This is a genomic window from Variovorax fucosicus, from assembly GCF_030316825.1.
In the GTDB taxonomy this organism is placed as follows: domain Bacteria; phylum Pseudomonadota; class Gammaproteobacteria; order Burkholderiales; family Burkholderiaceae_C; genus Variovorax; species Variovorax fucosicus.
On sequence record NZ_JASZYU010000003.1, the window covers coordinates 722,153 to 739,343 of the forward strand.

At 65.7% G+C, this 17,191-nt stretch carries 13 protein-coding genes; 6 read left to right on the plus strand and 7 right to left on the minus strand.

From position 1 onward, the window contains the following. Positions 1-797: 797 nt before the first annotated feature. The 6 genes from QTI05_RS20880 to QTI05_RS20905 form a co-directional block, all read right to left on the minus strand. On the minus strand, positions 798-1,538 hold the full coding sequence (locus QTI05_RS20880) for an HNH endonuclease family protein (RefSeq protein ID WP_286620676.1): 741 nt from the start codon (positions 1,536-1,538) through the stop codon (positions 798-800). Between the two features lies 1 nt (position 1,539). Next, a complete protein-coding gene (locus QTI05_RS20885) occupies positions 1,540-2,703 on the minus strand; it encodes an AAA family ATPase (RefSeq protein ID WP_286620677.1) in 1,164 nt (387 codons plus the stop codon). Positions 2,704-2,811: 108 nt separating this feature from the next. Continuing rightward, positions 2,812-2,979 carry a hypothetical protein gene (locus QTI05_RS20890; RefSeq protein ID WP_286620678.1) on the minus strand — a complete coding sequence of 56 codons (168 nt, stop codon included), beginning with the start codon at positions 2,977-2,979 and terminating at the stop codon, positions 2,812-2,814. An 18-nt stretch (positions 2,980-2,997) separates the two neighbouring features. Continuing rightward, entirely contained in the window at positions 2,998-4,233 is a 1,236-nt protein-coding gene (locus QTI05_RS20895; RefSeq protein ID WP_286620679.1) for a TIGR03862 family flavoprotein, read from the minus strand. Further along, complete coding sequence (locus tag QTI05_RS20900; RefSeq protein ID WP_286620680.1) at positions 4,230-7,487, minus strand: UvrD-helicase domain-containing protein; 3,258 nt, start codon at positions 7,485-7,487, stop codon at positions 4,230-4,232. Before QTI05_RS20900 ends, QTI05_RS20895 begins: the two co-directional genes overlap by 4 nt. Next, positions 7,484-10,045 (minus strand): PD-(D/E)XK nuclease family protein, encoded by a 2,562-nt coding sequence (locus QTI05_RS20905; protein ID WP_286620681.1) that lies wholly within the window; start codon positions 10,043-10,045, stop codon positions 7,484-7,486. Before QTI05_RS20905 ends, QTI05_RS20900 begins: the two co-directional genes overlap by 4 nt. 141 nt (positions 10,046-10,186) lie before the next feature. Here QTI05_RS20905 and trxA point away from each other — a divergent pair, with 141 nt between their 5' ends. Beyond that, a complete protein-coding gene (trxA, locus tag QTI05_RS20910; protein WP_286620682.1) occupies positions 10,187-10,528 on the plus strand; it encodes a thioredoxin in 342 nt (113 codons plus the stop codon). A gap of 178 nt (positions 10,529-10,706) precedes the next feature. Next, positions 10,707-11,972: a transcription termination factor Rho gene (gene rho, locus QTI05_RS20915; protein ID WP_286544882.1), complete on the plus strand. Its 1,266-nt coding sequence runs from the start codon at positions 10,707-10,709 to the stop codon at positions 11,970-11,972. 123 nt (positions 11,973-12,095) lie between these two features. On the opposite strand, the gene QTI05_RS20920 is transcribed toward rho, so the two are convergent. Further along, a complete protein-coding gene (locus tag QTI05_RS20920; protein WP_286620683.1) occupies positions 12,096-13,154 on the minus strand; it encodes an oxidoreductase in 1,059 nt (352 codons plus the stop codon). A 139-nt stretch (positions 13,155-13,293) separates the two neighbouring features. Here QTI05_RS20920 and QTI05_RS20925 point away from each other — a divergent pair, with 139 nt between their 5' ends. The 4 genes from QTI05_RS20925 (at position 13,294) to QTI05_RS20940 (ending at position 17,182) form a co-directional block, all read left to right on the plus strand. Beyond that, positions 13,294-13,563, plus strand: coding sequence for a type B 50S ribosomal protein L31 (locus QTI05_RS20925; RefSeq protein WP_007836661.1), 270 nt, complete (start codon positions 13,294-13,296; stop codon positions 13,561-13,563). A gap of 81 nt (positions 13,564-13,644) precedes the next feature. Further along, positions 13,645-15,384, plus strand: coding sequence for a hypothetical protein (locus tag QTI05_RS20930; protein ID WP_286544887.1), 1,740 nt, complete (start codon positions 13,645-13,647; stop codon positions 15,382-15,384). Continuing rightward, positions 15,381-16,745: an MATE family efflux transporter gene (locus QTI05_RS20935; protein WP_286620685.1), complete on the plus strand. Its 1,365-nt coding sequence runs from the start codon at positions 15,381-15,383 to the stop codon at positions 16,743-16,745. The genes QTI05_RS20930 and QTI05_RS20935 overlap by 4 nt, the downstream gene beginning before the upstream one ends. Beyond that, entirely contained in the window at positions 16,742-17,182 is a 441-nt protein-coding gene (locus QTI05_RS20940; protein ID WP_286620687.1) for a hypothetical protein, read from the plus strand. The genes QTI05_RS20935 and QTI05_RS20940 overlap by 4 nt, the downstream gene beginning before the upstream one ends. Positions 17,183-17,191: the final 9 nt, after the last annotated feature.

Here is a 17,191-nt window from a genome sequence, read left to right on the forward strand (position 1 = left end):
GGGTTTGAATCAAAGAGGCTCGCGCTGGTACATCAACTGAATCGCCCCGGCTTCCCTAGACACTTTTGAGCCGTTGGAAATGACGTCGCTCGAACTCTACGGGTGAATCGCCTTGGGTACGCGCGTCAAGGTCTTCCTTCCTAGCCAGCTAGCGAAACTCAACGAGATGAAGGTCACGGAAATGATGGCCCGAGTAAAGGCCATCCCCATCATGGCTCTAGGCTCCGCGGACAGCAGCCAACTTCAGTTCATCTCGCAGCGTGGTGCAAAGGTCGATAACAAGCTCACGACTCAGACTGCATCCGGCTTCATGACGCAGGCTGTTGGCTCTGTGGGAAGCGCGGGCAGTTCTCTAGCGGGCTCGCTCATCACGATGGGCGGGGCACCGTTCTGCAGCCCCCCCGGACCCAGCGAAGGATGCAGGGAACAACATCGGCATGGGCTACAACCTGAAGGCCAATGCGAAGAATGCTCCGGCTGACCTCGTGCGTGCTGGTGTCCCGGAGGAGCGCGTGCAGGATGTCATCGCAGGCAAAGCACAACTCGCGCAGGATCAGGCCCGCGGCCTCCTGCTGGGGGCAATGCCGAAGTACGAAGAGACCGCCCGTAGGGGGCTGAAGCAGAGCAGACGGGCTCTGGAACAAGATGACGCCCAACCAACAAGCTGTGATGACCGATATTGCCTACTCAGTGGGGAATGCGGACCAATTTGCGAAGGCTTGGAAGGCTGTCACCATGGCGATACTGAGGAGTGTGGCCTTCGGGCTGCACCTATTTTGTCTCAGTTGGTGTTCTTATCAAGGCGCCGGTTTTTGCAGAACAAGAGCCAACGAACTGTCGTGGAGTTCCTGAAATTCAACGGTCCAAATCTGAAGAACAATCAGCTGCTCCTTTAACTCCGGATAAATGCTTTCCCTATGCAATACGGTGGCTGCAGTCGCGGCATATGGTGAGCGCTTGAGACATTCGTTCAGCAGAGCATCCAGACAGTTGGCGACTTTTGCTCTTCTCAATGCCGATTGCTTTTCCTTATAAAATTCAATCTTTTCCTTCAGTTGTTCTAGGGTCTCACCAATCTGAGCCCCAATTTTAAAGCGCGCTGTCATTGCACGTTGGATATCGTTGAGGCCGAGCACAGAAATCGTGAGGTCGCCAACAGGAGTAAGGGACTGCAACCTGTAAGCCTGCATCCGGATGTGGTCACGAGGATTGTTCGCGTAAGGGTTCACAATTGGCTCTACACGAACGTCATGAACTCCCTTTTTTCCATTGCACCGCCTGCATGCAGCGATCAAGTTATCCCAAGCGACAACCTCTTCCGGGTAGCTACCTTTGTACGCAAAATGCTCTACTTCAAGATACTTACTTTCGATGCCGAGTTCGCATTCGCAAAATGAGCATTTGTTGTGACTTTGCTCTGCCAATGCTCTTTTTATGTAATCAATCTGCCAGACTGATTCGCCCGTGGCTTTGAAGGTTGCGGTCAATTTTTGAGCAACAGCAGGAGTCAATTCTGCTGGCGGATTGGAACGCTCCAACTTAATCAAGCTTCACCCCAATCGAGGCTAATTGCAAGCGCGCGATTTTTCTAAAGGCATTTCGCGGATGCAGTAGAGAATCTAGGCGGCCATAAAGGGGTAACGCGCTTTCCACGTCCTCTCTATCAATTGCCTCACCAAACTCCGAGGCCAACTCATTAAATAGAGCCGTCCTGGTATCCGGCATTCCCATCACTTCCTCAAGCACTTCCTCAACCGTCCACCCTTTAAACGTGCCGGTATACAGGCTCAAGTCACGCCTGGATACATTGCCATCAACAGACTCAAGTGCGATTACGGTGTCAGGTTCTGCATTCTGAATGACATGAGGGCTATGTGTAGATGCGATAAATTGCATTGAACGAAAAATCTGATGCAAAACACCGGCGATCTTAGCTTGCCACTCCGGGTGAAGATGCAGTTCAATTTCGTCAACAAGGACAACGCCTTCAAAATCTTCAGCCTTGGCATTTGGAAAGCGGTACTCAATCTCTTTCATCAAGCCAAACATGATCGATAGACACGACTTAAAGCCGGAAGACAGATACTCATAGTAAATCTGACCTGTCGGCGTATCCACCATGATCTCATTTGAACTAGCCTGAACAGTTGCAAATGTAAAAGCCGGGTTTAGAAGCGAAAAACAACGCTTGGCAAGTTCAAGATTTCCAAGTTGCGCTTCATTGAGAGAGCCGTGATGCGCAGAGTATAAAAATCGATTCACAAACCAATTTTTGGTATCCCTCAAAGAAATCCCCACCTGAGCCGCTTGATAAAATCTACTAGGATTTCCAGTAGGATCTTTGCTAATTGAATCTAGGGCTTCATAAGTAAATGTTCGATTTGTTTTTAAGGAAAATATGTAAGTGCTCAGGCCGTGGGTGCCCGTCAAGACCTCCTGCGTCGGGTGAAAGTTTTTCACATCAAGGTGGTATTTTCCTCCTTCCTTGCCCCCAGCTTCAACGGTGATCTTTCCTTGGCCGGAATCAAGAAAGCGCTTGATTTCAGCTTTGGCCCCATGTGAAAAGGTTGCAGCAATCGAATCTAATACGGTGCTCTTGCCAATACCGTTAGGTCCGCAAATCAGATTCATATGCCGCTGGAGCGGCAAGTGCAAAGACTTGACTCCGTTTATGTTTTCGATCTTAACGCTTTGAACAAACATTGATTACTTCGAAGGGGTTTTGCAGCGACTTTACTTGACTCCGCTGCTTCGGCGCTACGGGGTAGCTTCGACCGAGTTGCTCTTCTAGATCCGATTGGCGCGGATCATCTACCCGGCCGGCAGGAAATTGCGGCCCCGCGCGGTGGCCGCATCGTGCAGGCACTCTGCCATCGAGCGCAGCCCCTGACGGGCATACAACTCGTCTCCATGCGCAAAGCTCACGCCATAGTTGAAATAACGTTCGCGGATCTTCCTGATCTCTATTTTTGGCTGCATTTCGCGCGACGCAGAGTTTCAGCGCGCTGCCGCCAGCCTGCGCAGCACACCCTGCGCGGCCACCAGGCCCGAGGCCATGCTCGCGGTGAGAAGGTAGCCACCGGTCGGCGCTTCCCAATCGAGCATTTCGCCGGCGCAGAACACGCCGGGCTGTGCGGTGGCCATGAGGCCGTCATCCAATGCGTCGAAGCGAACGCCGCCCGCTGTGCTGATGGCTTCGTCGACTGGCCGGGTTGCGGTCAGGCGCAGCGGCACGGCCTTGAGCGTGGCGGCGAGCAGTTCTGGCGTCTGCATCTGCTCGCGCGACAGCACCTCGTGCAGCACGCCCGCCTTGATGCCGTCGATGCCCAACCGGCTCTTCAGGTGGCTGCTGAGCGAACGGGCGCCGCGTGGATGCCGCACGGCTGCCAGCACCTGTTCGGCACTGCGATCCGGCAGCAGATCCAGCAGCAGTGTCGCGCTGCCCTGCCCCGCGATCTCGTCGCGCAGCAGGGCCGAAGCCGCGTAGACCAGGCTGCCTTCGATGCCCGTTTCCGTCGCAACGAACTCGCCCTTGCGCGCAAAGCTGCGGCCGGCTGAATCCGTGAACGAGATGGCGACCGACTTGAACGGCTGGCCGGCAAAGCGACCCGCAAAATGCGCGCTCCAGCCGAGGTCGAAGCCGCAGTTGGCTGGCAGCAGCGGCGCGACCTCCACACTTCGCGCCTGCAGCCAGGGCACCCAGGCACCGTCGGAACCAAGGCGCGACCAACTCGCGCCGCCGAGTGCGAGCAGCACCGAATCGGCCTGCACGACAGCGTCGCCTGCGGGCGTGGCAAAACGCAGGGCGCCATCGTCGGTCCAGCCGAGCCAGCGATGCCGCATGTGGAACTGGACGCCCGCGGCCCGCAACCGGTGCAGCCATGCGCGCAGCAGTGGTGCGGCCTTCATGTCTTTCGGAAACACCCGGCCCGAGGTGCCGACGAAGGTTTCGATGCCGAGGCCGTGCGCCCATTCCTGCAGTTGCTGCGGCCCGAACTGCCGAAGCATCGGCTCGATCTGCGCACGGCGCTCGCCGAAGCGGCTGGCAAAGACATCGAACGGTTCCGAGTGCGTGAGGTTCAGGCCGCCGCGGCCGGCCAGCAGGAACTTGCGGCCCACGGAGGGCATGGCGTCGTACAGGTGCACCTGCACGCCGGCGTTGCCGAGCACTTCGGCGGCCATCAGGCCGGCCGGGCCGGCGCCGATCACGGCGACGGATTTCTTGTCAGTCATTCAAGGTCAATCAGTTCGCCCTGCCCGGTCAGGAACGCGGCGCGCACCGTGGCACCGGGATGGGCGGTTTGCACGGCCGCGCGATAGCGCTGCAGCTGTGCGATGAGCGCGGCGTCGCGTTCGGGCCGCGCCGCGGATTTGTAGTCGAGCACCCACCAGGCACCGCTGTCGCGATGGCGCACCAGGCGGTCGATGCGCAGCGTCTCGCCTTCGTGCAGCAGCGTCACCTCGTTGCCGTGCCAGTCGATCATGCGCGCATCCCACACCCAGGCACCCGCACCCGCGCGGATGCGCTCGGCGAGCAGCGCGGCACCCCGCGCCTGGCGGGCATCGAGCATGAACTCGCGCGCTGCGGCGCGCACGTGCGCGGCCGGCAGCGCTTCGCCCGGCACTGCCCATTCGAGCAGCCGGTGCATTGCCTGGCCGAACGCGGCGGTGCGCGCATCGAGGGTTGTGTCTGCCGGGGTCTTGATCGCTTCCAGCGCCGGTTGGACGGGCGCTGCGGGCAGCTTTTTCATGTGAAAACTGGCGACCGTGCCGGGTACTGCAGCAGGCGCCAACGGTTGGTCGGCCTCGGTCGCCTCGCATGCGGCTTCGAGCCGCGCCCACCAGCTGCCTTCGTTGGCGCGGGCCGGTTGCACCGACGACAACACCAGCCGCTCGCGCGCCCGCGTGGTCGCGACGTAGAGACCGTTGAGCTCTTCGCGATGGCGCGCACGCTGCTCTTCTTCGAGCAGCGTGGCGGCGCAGGCAGGCGGCGTCTTTTCGCTCGCCATGAAGACGAAGCGCGTCGGCGCGCGGTCGCTGCCTTTCCATTCGACCAGCACGCCCATGGTCTGCGAGCGCGGTGCGGCCGCGTCGCAATCCAACAGCAGCACGTTGTCGGCTTCCAGGCCCTTGGCCCCGTGCACGGTCAGCAGGCGGACTGCGTCGGGCGCGGTCACCGTCGGCGCCCGCACGCCGCCGGCGCGCAGCGCGCGCACCAGGCCGTAGGGGGTGGCAAAGCGCGCGCCCTCGATCTCGAGCGATGCCGCCAGCAGGCCGCGCAGGTTGGCCAGCATGCTCTGGCGCAGTGCGACCGGCGCGGCCGCGCCGAACTTCGCGAGCACGTCGCCGTCGTGAAAGATCGCGTCGAGCGCATCGTGCGGCGGCAGCGCGGCGAGCCAGCCCTGCCAGCGCCGCAACACCGCGCCAATCGAGGCGATGGACTCGGGCAGGTCGTCTGCCTGCAGCAGCGCGAACCAGCTTGCGCCGGGCTGCGCACGCTGGCGCAGCGCGATCTGCACCAGCGCGGCATCGTCGACGCCAAACAGCGGCGACTTGAGGGCCCGCGCCAGCGAGAGATCGTGCGCGGGCGACACCAGCGCATCGACCAGCGCGACCACGTCCTGCACCTCCGGCGCATCGTGCAGGTCGTTCTTCTCGGGCTGCTGCGTCGGGATGTGGCGCTGGCGCAATGCGTCCTGCATGGCGGCCAGGCGGCTGCGGCGGCGTGCCAGCACCATGATCTGCGACGGCGGCGTGCCGTCGGCGATGCGCTGCGCGATCCAGCGCGCGGCCTGCTCGCATTCCTTTTGCAGCAGTTGCTCCTCGGGCAGCACGCGCGGCGTCGTGAGGCTGTCGCGCCAGTGCAGCATGCCGTCGTCCGCCGGGGCCGACACGCCCGCGCCCACCACTGCGTCACGGGAGATCGGCGGCAGCTTGAGCACCTCGCCATCGTCCTTGCGCTCGGTGGTGTGGGCGCGGTAGCCCTCGAATTCGCCGGCCTGCTGCGCGGCACCCATGGCCTGGTTGACCAGGGCGATCACGCCCTTCGCGTTGCGGTGGGTGTGGTCGCAGTTGAGCTCGTCGCCGCCCAGCCCATCGCGCACGAAGGCCTTGGCCGCGATGAAAACCTGCGGCTCGGCACGCCGAAACCGGTAGATGCTCTGCTTCGGGTCGCCGACGATGAACACGCGCGGCGCGCGGCCGCCGGCACCCGTGTAGCCGCTGAGCCAGCCGTAGAGCGCCTGCCACTGCAGCGGATTGGTGTCCTGGAACTCGTCGATCAGCAGGTGCGCAATGCGCGCATCGAGCCGCTCCTGCACCCAGCCCGACAGCGCGGACTCGCCCAGCAGCAGTTGCGCGGCCTGCTCGACATCGTTCATGTCGACCCAGCCGTGCACGCGCTTGACCTGCGCAAAGGCAGTGAGCAGCAGGCGCGTGAGGCGCGTCATGCGCTGCTGGTAGCACCATGCGCCGTGCTGGGCCTGCGCGGCGCAAAGCATCTGCAGCTCGGCCTCGGCCTCCTGCGCGGCGGGAAACTTCTGCAGGTTCTTGTTCAGGCGGTCTTCGGTGGCCACGAAGAAGGCTTTGCGCAGGCGCGCGAGCGCTGCGGGCAAGGCATCGTCATCGGGCGAGCCGGTGCCGAACACATCGATGACCGCTTCGGCCGCCTTCTGCGGCGTCTTGTTGGACTCGCGACCGAGCGCGGCCGCGTGGGCCAGCCAGCGCTGCCGTACGTTTTCGCCGCGCAGGCCGTGCGTCGGCTCGTCCAGACCGGCCAGCGCCGGGTAGAGCACGCCGAACGGCTGCACCGCCGTCTCCGGCGTTGCCAGCGAGAACTCGACACGCCGCGTGAGCGCCTCGCCGAGCGCCTTGGTGGTCTGCGAGCGGCCATGCGTCGCGACCACGGCGTAATAGTCGGCCAGCGCCTCCTTGTCCTCGGCCAATGCCTCGAAAAACGGGCGCCAGGTGCGCGCGCGCGCCTCGGCGTCGTCTTCGAGCAGTTCGTAGTTGGCGGGCAGGCCGAGCTGCTGCAGCACCGCCAGCGGCGCATTGCGCAGCAGGCCGGCAAACCAGGCATGGAAGGTGCGGAACTGCACCGGGCGCCCGCCCTCGAGCAGGCGCCGGTAAAGGCCCTGCAGGCGCGGCGCGGCCTCGCTGGCGGCCTGCGGCGAAAGGCCGCGCATCGTGAGCTCGCCCACCAGGTCTGCAGGCGCGCGCGTTGCGAAGTTCTCGAGCCACTGGTCGAGCCGCTCGCGCATCTCGCCGGCTGCCTTCCGGGTGAAGGTGATGGCCAGGATCTCGTGCGGCTCGCAGGCGTTGTCGCCCTGCTCCAGCAAGGCCCGCACGATGCGCGACACCAGCATCCAGGTCTTGCCCGCGCCGGCGCAGGCCTCGACCGCGACAGAGCGCCGCGGGTCGCAGGCGATCGTGTAGAAGGCTTCGCGCGCAACGTGGGCGCCGTTGTGTTCGTAGGCTGCGCCGTTCATTCGGACAGCTCCCAGAAGTCCTTGCGGCACAGGCCGCGCGCGGCGCAGTGCTCGCAGACCATGCCCTCGCCGAGTGCCGGCAGCGCAGCGCCTTCGCCGATGCGCGTGAAGTCGTCGATCAGCCCGGCCACCAGCGCGTCGCGCGCATCGACCACCTCGGCCTGCTCGAAGGTCTGCGTGCCCGAGGACTTCTCGCCGACATTGACGTAGGCAGCGCGCAAGGTGTCGTCGGCCACCAGCGCGGCATAGAAAGCGAGCTGCGTGTCTTCGGTGGGTTCCTTGATGCGCTCTTTCGTGGTCGCGGCGGATTCGGTCTTGTAGTCGATCACGAAGGCGCGGCCGTCGGGCGTGCGGTCGATGCGGTCGAGCCGACCGACCAGCTTGAGCGCACCGAGCGGCTGCTCCTTCCAGGGCTCGGCTTCCACGAAAGTGGTGCCGTCGGCTTCGTGGTCGGTGAGCCACGCCAGGTAGCCGTCGCGCACGGCAGGCCATGCGGCGGCGAACGGCAGGAACTCGGCTTCGGACAATCCGAACTCGCGCGTGGCCCGCTGCTCTGCCGTCGAAATCATCGCCAGCCGCGCCCGCAGATCGGGCGTCGGCGCCTCTTGCAATGCCTCGTGAAAGTGCCCCAGCACGGCATGCAGCCAGTTGCCGAAATCGCGCTTGTCGACTTCGGCGTCGAGCTCGTCGGCGCTGCGCAGGGCCAACTGGCGCAGCGCGAAGAAGCGGTACGGGCAGCGTCGCAGGTCTTCGTACACCGTGGCCGAAACGTTCTGCAGCGGCAGCAGCGCGCCGCTCGGCAGCGGCCGCAGCGTGGGCTGCAGCGGCACTTCGCGCAGGCTGCGCGGCTCGGTGCCGGGGTGCAGCGCATGGTCGAACTGCAGTGCCTGCACCAGCGGGCTGGGTTGGACCGGCTCGCCGCTGGCGTCCGACTGCCGCCACAGCAGATCGCAGAAGGGGTTGCGCAACGCGGTGGCCCAGGCGGCGCGCTGCGCCGATTCAAGCAGTTCGCGCGCAGGCAGGCCGAGCTCGAGGCGTTGCGCCGCGCTCCAGTTGCCGGGGGGCTCCGGCGAGGCCGGCAAGCGGCGATCGTCGCAGCCGGGAATCACCACGGCACCGAACGCGCGGCCCAGCAACTGGTGCAGCGGCAGCACCACCACCTGCGGCGCCTGTCCGCCGGTCGGCGGCACGAAGCTCGCCGCCTCGAGCACATCGCGCGCCCAGGCGGTGAACTCCGCCAGGGTGTGGCGGCCTCCGGTGATTTCGCCGCCTTCGGCGTCGAGCCAGAGCGCGGCCAGCACGTTGGCGCCGGCCAGGTCGGCGGCCAAGGCATCCCACGAACCGTCGGCCTGCAGCAGCGCGCGCAGCGCGGGCAGCCAGTCGGCCAGCGGCCGTGCGTGCATCAACTGCGCACGGCGCGCCTCGATGCCTTCGGTGAACAACAGCAGCGCCGCGTCTTGCGGCCGCTCGCTGCGTGCGATGTGCGAGCACCAGGCCAGCCAGTCGCGCTGGCCGTCGCGGCGCAGGCGCGCTTCGAGCGACAGCACCAGCGAGGCCTGCGCGCTCGTGCCTTTCAGCCAGTCGAGCACCTGGTCGCTGCTCGCGTCGTGGGCACAGGCACGCAATGCACCCATCAGCGTGGCGGCGGCGCGCGTGGTCGACAGTTTCCAGCCGGTTTCGTCGTGCGGCGCCACGCCTTGCGCCACAAGCTGCGCGCTGATCCGGCGCGTCAACGCGCGATCGGTAGCGACCAGCGCAACCGGCGCGCGGCCTTCGGCCAGGTGGCGCAGCACGCACGCGGCAGCGAGGTCGGCTTCGTCTTCGGGGTCGGTGGCGCCATGCAGGGTGGCGTCGCCTGCCGGCCCGTCCGCGGCCACCAGTGGCAGATGCATCGCACGCTCGCCCCACAACGCGGCCAGCTTCTGCGTCAGCGGATCGGTCTGGAAGCCGTCGAGCACGATCAACGCGTCGACCTGGCCGCGCGTGGTGTCGGTCAACAGCACGTCGGTGGCATAGGCCGAGGTCGCGGCCCACAACACGGCGATGCGCACCAGCGCGCGCTCGATGTCGAACCACTGCGACTCGTTGCCGGCTTCGGCCGCGCGCGTCGCCCGCTGCGCCCAGGCACTGCGGGCGTCAGGCAACTCGGCCGCAGCCAGCGGCGCCAGTTGCATGGCCAGCTCGACCACGCGCCCGGCCCAGGCCTGGCGCTCGGCACCGAAGCCGGCCTGCGACAGCAGCGACTGGGCCGTGAGCAGATCGCGCGCCATGTCGAAGGCAATGTCGTAGCCGGCAGGCAGGAATCCGCCCGCGCTGCGGGCCCAGTTGCGCGTGGTTTCAAAGCGCGGCACGAAGCCGGCGTGGCCGCAGCGCCCCCACATCGCACGCGCCACGTTCATGAGTTGCGCATACGGCACCAGGACCACCGCACGCGCCGGGTGCGCGTCGCGCTGGCGCAGGGCAGCGACGATGCGCGCGACCACGCCGGTGGCAGGGTCGCACCAGAGCGCGTGGGGGGCGTGGGCGTCGACGGGGTTCATCAGGGAAAACGAGGCCATTTCAGAGAGGCTGCAGGGGGCTTTTGACTATGACGCCGATAGCCTGTGCCCATGGCACGCGATACCTTGATCTCTGTCACAATGACCCGAACTTTAGCTGCACCCGACCCCGGGTTTCACTCAGCGCTCAAGGATTCCAACATGGCCAGCGAACTCATCAAACATACGACCGATTCCTCTTTCGAAGCCGACGTACTCAAATCGAGCGTGCCGGTGCTTGTGGACTACTGGGCCAAATGGTGCGGCCCGTGCGTGCAGATGGCGCCCGCCCTCGACGAAGTCGCTGCCACCTACGAAGGCAAAGTGCAGATCGTGAAGATGGACGTCGACGAGAACCGCGAGATCCCCGGCATGTTCAACATCCGTGCGATGCCGACGCTCATGCTGTTCAACAACGGGCAGTTGGTGGCCACCGAAGTCGGCGCCAAGCGCAAGACCGAACTCGCCGCTTTCATCGACAAGCATCTCGCTCCTGCAGCCTGATTCCACCCGGCGGGCGGCGCGCAACGCGCCACCCGCCAGATTTGCTGCATAATCCGCAGCAGATCACCGGCTCGCCACAAGCGCCCCGGTTCGAGTTCCCCGGTTTGTGAGGCACCTCTCGCCTCACATCAAACCTCCCCCCAGTTTCCAGTCGAAAAACCCCACCAGGGGTCATTCCATGCACTTAAACGAACTCAAGGCACTCCACGTGTCTGAAGTCCTCAAGCAGGCCGAAGCCCTTGAGATCGAAAACACCGGCCGCATGCGCAAGCAGGAGCTGATGTTCGCCATCATCAAGAAGCGCGCGAAAGCGGGCGAACAGGTGTTTGCCGACGGTGTGCTCGAGATCCTGCCCGACGGCTTCGGCTTTCTGCGCAGCCCCGATACCAGCTTCACGGCCAGCACCGACGACATCTACATCAGCCCGAGCCAGGTGCGGCGCTTCAACCTGCACACCGGCGACATGGTCGAAGGCGAAGTGCGCACGCCGAAGGACGGCGAACGCTACTTCGCGCTGACCAAGCTCGACAAGGTCAACGACGGCCTGCCCGAGAACAACAAGCACAAGGTGATGTTCGAGAACCTGACGCCGCTGTTCCCCAAGGAACAGATGAAGCTGGAGCGCGACGGCGTCAAGAGCGACGAGAACATCACCGGCCGGATCATCGACATCATCGCGCCGATCGGCAAAGGCCAGCGCGCCCTGCTGGTGGCGCCGCCCAAGAGCGGCAAGACGGTGATGATGCAGCACATCGCCCACGCGATCAGCGCCAACTACCCCGACGTCCACATGATGGTGCTGCTCGTTGACGAGCGCCCTGAAGAAGTGACCGAAATGCAGCGCACCGTGAAGGGCGAAGTCATCGCTTCGACCTTCGATGAGCCCGCTGCGCGCCACGTGCACGTCGCCGAAATGGTGATCGAACGCGCCAAGCGCCTGGTCGAACTCAAGAAGGACGTGGTGATCCTGCTCGACTCGATCACCCGCCTCGCCCGCGCCTACAACAATGTCGTGCCCTCGTCGGGCAAGGTGCTCACTGGCGGTGTCGACTCCAACGCGCTGCAGCGGCCCAAGCGCTTCCTCGGTGCCGCGCGCAACGTGGAAGAAGGCGGCTCGCTGACCATCATCGGCACCGCGCTGATCGACACCGGCAGCCGCATGGACGAAGTGATCTTCGAAGAGTTCAAAGGCACCGGCAACTCCGAAATCCACCTGGACCGCCGCCTGTACGAAAAGCGCGTGTTCCCGTCGATTCAGCTGAACCGCAGCGGCACGCGCCGCGAAGAGCTGCTGCTCGCCCCCGAGATTCTGCAAAAGACCCGCATCCTGCGTCAGCTCATGTACAACATGGACGAGATCGAGTCGATGGAGCTCATGCTCAAGAACATGAAGGCGACCAAGACCAATGTCGAGTTCTTCGACATGATGCGCAGAGGTGGCTGACCCCCAGTCTTCGCGCACTTCGTGTCGCTTCGCCAACCCCCTTTCAGGGGGCAACACCAGCGGCCCGGCAAAGCCGGTTCCGCGGTGTTCACGAACAAAAGCCCGTCTTTGACGGGCTTTTTTTTAAGTGGGGAGCGCCCGGCCTTCGCGGGCGCTGCGGGCGCCGAGGTCGAGCAGTTCCATGAGCGCCACGGCCTGCTCGGGCGGCACCGGATTGGGGCCGCTGCCGAGGATCGCATCACGCACCGCGGCGTAGTAGTCGACATAGTTGCCGGCACGATTGGGCCATGTGCTGCTTTGCACCCAGTCATCGACTGCCGCCACCTTCAACTCACCCGGCAGCGGGTCGACGCCCCACCCTTCGCTGCCAGGTTTCCCGCCCGCGCGCAGCGCGTCTTCCTGCGGATCGGTGCCGTGCTTCACGTAGCTGCCCTTGGTGCCGTGCAGGATGTAGCGCGGCGCCGCATGGGCCGCGAGCGTGCTGGCGTGCAGCACCACGCGCAGCGGCGCGTGCGGGCCACTCTCATAGCGCAGCAACGCGTGGAAATGGTCTTCGACCCGTGCGCCGTCGCGCAGCGCAGCCGTGTCGAGCTGCAGCGTGTCGGGCCGGCCGAACAACTGCACCGCCTGGTCGACCAAGTGCGCGCCGAGGTCGACCCACAGGCCGGCGCCGGGCACCGCCTGCTCGCGCCAGCGCTCGCGCACCTGGGGACGGAAACGGTCGAAATGCGATTCGAAGTACACCGGCCGGCCGATCCGCCCGCTCGCAAGCACATCGCGCAGCGTGAGGAAATCCGCGTCGAAACGCCGGTTCTGGTAGACCGACAGCAGCCGCCCTTGGCGCAGCGCCAAGGCAGCGAGTTCGCGTGCCTGCGCCGCGTCGAGCGTGAACGGCTTGTCGACCACCACGTGCTTGCCGGCCTCGAGCGCGGCCTTGGCCACCGGAAAGTGAGCGTCGTTCGGCGCCGCGACCACGACCAGGTCGATGTCGGGCCGTGCCAGCAGTGCGGCCAAGTCGGGCACGACTGCCGCGCCCGGCCAGTCGGCCTGCGCCTTGTCGGCCTGCGAGGTCATGATCGCGCCCAGTTCGAGCCCGTTCACGGCAGATAACACCGGCGCATGAAAGGTCTGGCCGGCAAAACCGTAGCCGACGAGGCCGGCGTGCAACGTTGTGGAGGTCATGGGATGGCGATGTTTGCTCGGAAACGGGGCAGTATGCGATAATCATGGGCTCCGCGAAAAGTGCGGCCGGGCAGGATCGCCGGGCACGTGGCTCTCGCATCGATCGCGCACAGATTCCAGGGCGCAAAAAGGAAAAACCATGGCAAAAGAAGGCATCCACCCCAATTACCGCGAAATCCTGTTCGTCGACATGTCGAACGGTTTCAAGTTCGTGACCCGTTCGTGCGCGAACACCAAGGAAATGGGCAAGACCGACGACGGTCGCGAGCTGCCCCTCTTCAAGCTCGACACCACGAGCGAATCGCACCCGTTCTACACCGGCACGCAAAAGTCGGTCGACAACATGGGCGGCCGTGTGGAAAAGTTCCGCAACCGCTTCGGCAAGACCACCGGCGCCGCTTCCAAGTAAGCTCGCCGCTTCCAGGTCGAGGGCAGCCCGGTTTACCGCGCTGCCCTTTTTCATTCCCAACGCCCCTTCTTCCGTCCTCCGTTGAGCCAGCCGACGCCTGCCATCGTTGCCCAAGCCGCCGTGCGCCGCTTGCCGCGCGTCGCCCTGTTGTTGCTGTGCGCGGCCTACCTGATGCCCGGCCTGCTCGGCCGCGGCCCCTGGAAGAGCGCCGACATCACGGCCTTCGGCTACATGGCCGAGCTGGCGCGCAGCACCGAAGGCATCGCCCGCTGGTTCGATCCGCTGCTGTTCGGCCTGCGGCCCGAGACGCCGGCACTGCTGCCCTACTGGATCGGTGCCTGGGCCATCAAGATCGCGCCGGCGTGGGTGAACCCCGACCTGGCCGTGCGCATCGCATTTGCCCTGTTGCTTTGGGGCAGCTTCACGGCGACGTGGTACGCGGTGTACCACCTTGCGCGCACGCCGCGCGCCCAGCCGCTGGCGTTTGCCTTCGGCGGCGAGGCAAGGCCAACCGACTACGCCCGCGCGATGGCCGACGGGGCATTGCTGGCATTGCTGGCCTGCCTCGGGCTCGCACAGCTCGGGCATGAAACCACGCCGGCGCTCGCGCAGCTGTACTTCGCCGCGAACCTGTTCTACGGCATTGCCGCCCTGCCGCACCGGCATGGCAGCGGGTGGTTCGCACTGGTGCTCGGCGCGTTCGGCATGGCGCTCAGCGGCGCGCCCACGCTGGCACTGATTCTCAGCAGCGGCTGCGTGCTGTTCCTGGGCTGGGAGCGGCACCGGCGCCGGTCGATCGACCCTGGGGAAGACGACGCCGAAGGCCCGGCCTATCCGCGGCACGCGCTGGCCGCGATGCTCGCCATCACGGTGCTGACCGCAGTGCTCGCGATTTCGCTCGGGCTGCTGCGCTGGCACATCGTGCTGCCGGGCAGCGCCGTCAACGTGTCGGTGATCAAGGATTTGCGCAGCCAGGCCAAGCTGCTGCTCTGGTTCACCTGGCCGGCCTGGCCGCTGGCCGTGTGGACGCTCTGGCGCTGGCGGCGGCAGCTCACCGCACGCCATGTGGCGCTGCCGTTCTGGTTCGCGCTGGTGCCGCTGGCAGCGACGCTGACCACCGATTTCTCCGAGCGCTCGCTGCTGCTCGGGCTGCCGGCCTTCGCCACGCTCGCGGCTTTTGCGCTGCCCACCTTCCGGCGCAGCGTGGCGGCGCTGATCGACTGGTTCACCCTGCTCTTTTTCAGCGGTTCGGCCGTGATCATCTGGGTGATCTGGATCGCGATGCAGACTGGCGTGCCGGCCAAGCCGGCCGCCAACGTTGCCAAGCTCGCGCCCGGCTTCGTGCCCCAGTTCTCGGTGCCGGCATTCGTGTTCGCGCTGGCAGCCACGCTGGCATGGTGCTGGCTGGTGCGCTGGCGCACCGGCCGCCATCGCACCGCGCTCTGGAAGACGCTCGTGCTGCCGGCCGGCGGCGCGGCCCTTTGCTGGATGCTGCTGATGACGCTGTGGCTGCCATTGCTCGACTACGCGCGCAGCTACGTGCCCCAGGTGCGCGCGATCTCGGAGCGCGTGGGCAGCGCCAAGTGCATTTCCGAGCTGGGCCTGCAGCGTCCGCACCTGGCGGCGCTGCAGCACCATGGCCACTTCGAGCTGCAGCCGCTGAACGGCAAGACCGACTGCGGCTGGCTGCTGGTCAACCCCGAGGTGATCGCCCGGCTGCACGACATCGTGAGCCTCGATCAGTGGCGCTTCATGGGCACCCTGCGGCGGCCCACCAGCCCGAGCGACGACCTGCTGCTGTACCAGCGCATCGTCCCGTGAGCCCGGCGGGCGCGGTCGGCGAATGGCGCGTCATCGCGCGCCACGCCGGCACCGTGCTGGTCGGCCAGCTCGCCGTGATGGCATTCGGCGTGACCGACACCATCGTGGCAGGCCGCTATGCCGAAGGCGCCCTCGCGGCGCTGTCGGTCGGTTCGGCCATCTTCATCAGCGTGTATGTCTCGCTCATGGGCGTGCTGCAGGCGCTGCTGCCGGTCTGGGCCGAGTTGCACGGCGCGCGCCGCACGGCCGAAGTGGGCCGCTCGGTGCGGCAGTCGCTCTACCTGTGCGGCTTCACCATCGCGCTCGGCATGGCGGTGCTGCTGCATCCGGATGCCTTGATGCGCTGGACGGGCGTGCCCGCAGCGATGCAGGACGAGGTCGGCCGCTACCTTGCGGTGCTTGCGTTCGGGCTGCCGCCGGCACTGCTGTTCCGCCTGTTCAGCACGCTGAACCAGAGCCTCGGCAAACCCCAGCTCGTGACCTGGCTGCAGCTCGCCTCGCTCGTGATCAAGCTGCCCCTGTCGGTGTGGTTCTGCTTCGGCGGCGCCGGCGTGCCGGCACTCGGCCTGGTCGGCTGCGGCCTGGCCACGCTGGTGGTGAACTGGACGATGCTGGCCTGCGCGCTGGTGCTGCTGCGCCAGGCCGCGTTCTACCGCAGCTACCGCTTCTGGCAGCGCATCGAGCCGCCGGACTGGCACCAGCTCGGCCGGTTCCTGCGGCTCGGCGGGCCGGGCGGGCTCGCGGTGCTGGTCGAGGTGACTTCGTTCACGCTGATGGCGCTGTTCATTGCGCGGCTGGGCACTGCTGCGGCGGCGGCGCACCAGATCGCGTCCAACCTCACTGCCGTGGCCTACATGATGCCGCTGTCGCTCTCGATCGCGACCAGCGCGCGGGTGAGCTTCTGGCTCGGCGCTGGTGAGCCCGCACTGGCGCGGCATAGCTGCCGCAGGGGCTTCGAGCTTGCGACCGCCATGGCGCTGCTGATCGCAGCCGCGATGCTGCTGCTGCGCGGCTGGCTGGCTGGCATCTACTCGGCCAACCCGGAAGTGGCGGCGCTGGCGGCGGCGCTGCTGGTCGTGACCGCTGGCTACCACATCGCCGACGTGCTGCAGACGATGTGCGTGTTCGTGCTGCGCTGCTACCGCGTGACCGTTTTGCCCCTGCTGCTCTACTGCGCGCTGTTGTGGGGCGTGGGGCTCGGCGGCAGCTATCTGCTGGCCTACCGCGGCCTCGGGCCGTGGGCTGCGATGCAGTCGCCACTGGCGTTCTGGCTCATGGGCGCCGCCGCACTGGCGGTAACGGCAGTGCTGTTCATGGCGCTGCTCTGGCGGACGATTCGCGTCCCGGCCGCCACCCGATGATGATCCGCGTCGCCGCATCGATGTTGTTGTGCGTGGCCGCGTCGGCCACTCACGCGAATGCCGGCTGCACTGCGGGCTCGGAGTTCGAACCGCCGCTTTGCCCACTGGAACTGCCCGCGATCCGCCGGATCGCCATCACTGAAAACGCAGCAAAGTCGGCCGCGGAGAAAGATCCGGCGATCCGTTGCGATGGCTTCCGCCTGCGCGAGGCACACGTCAGGCGCTATCTCGCGCGCGCCAAGACGACAACCGCGCGCGCCGCGCACTTCACACTCGACTGGTCGCCCTGCTACGCCGCTGGCGACGTGACTTTCAGCGATGGGCGCAGCGGTCGCTGGCGCATCGACCAGTTCCGCTCCGGCACGCTGACGCTCGGCGACGGCGAGCCCGTTGTCCTTTTCTGCGCGCGCTGCAGGTTCAGGCCTTTCGCCTGGTAGACCGGCTCA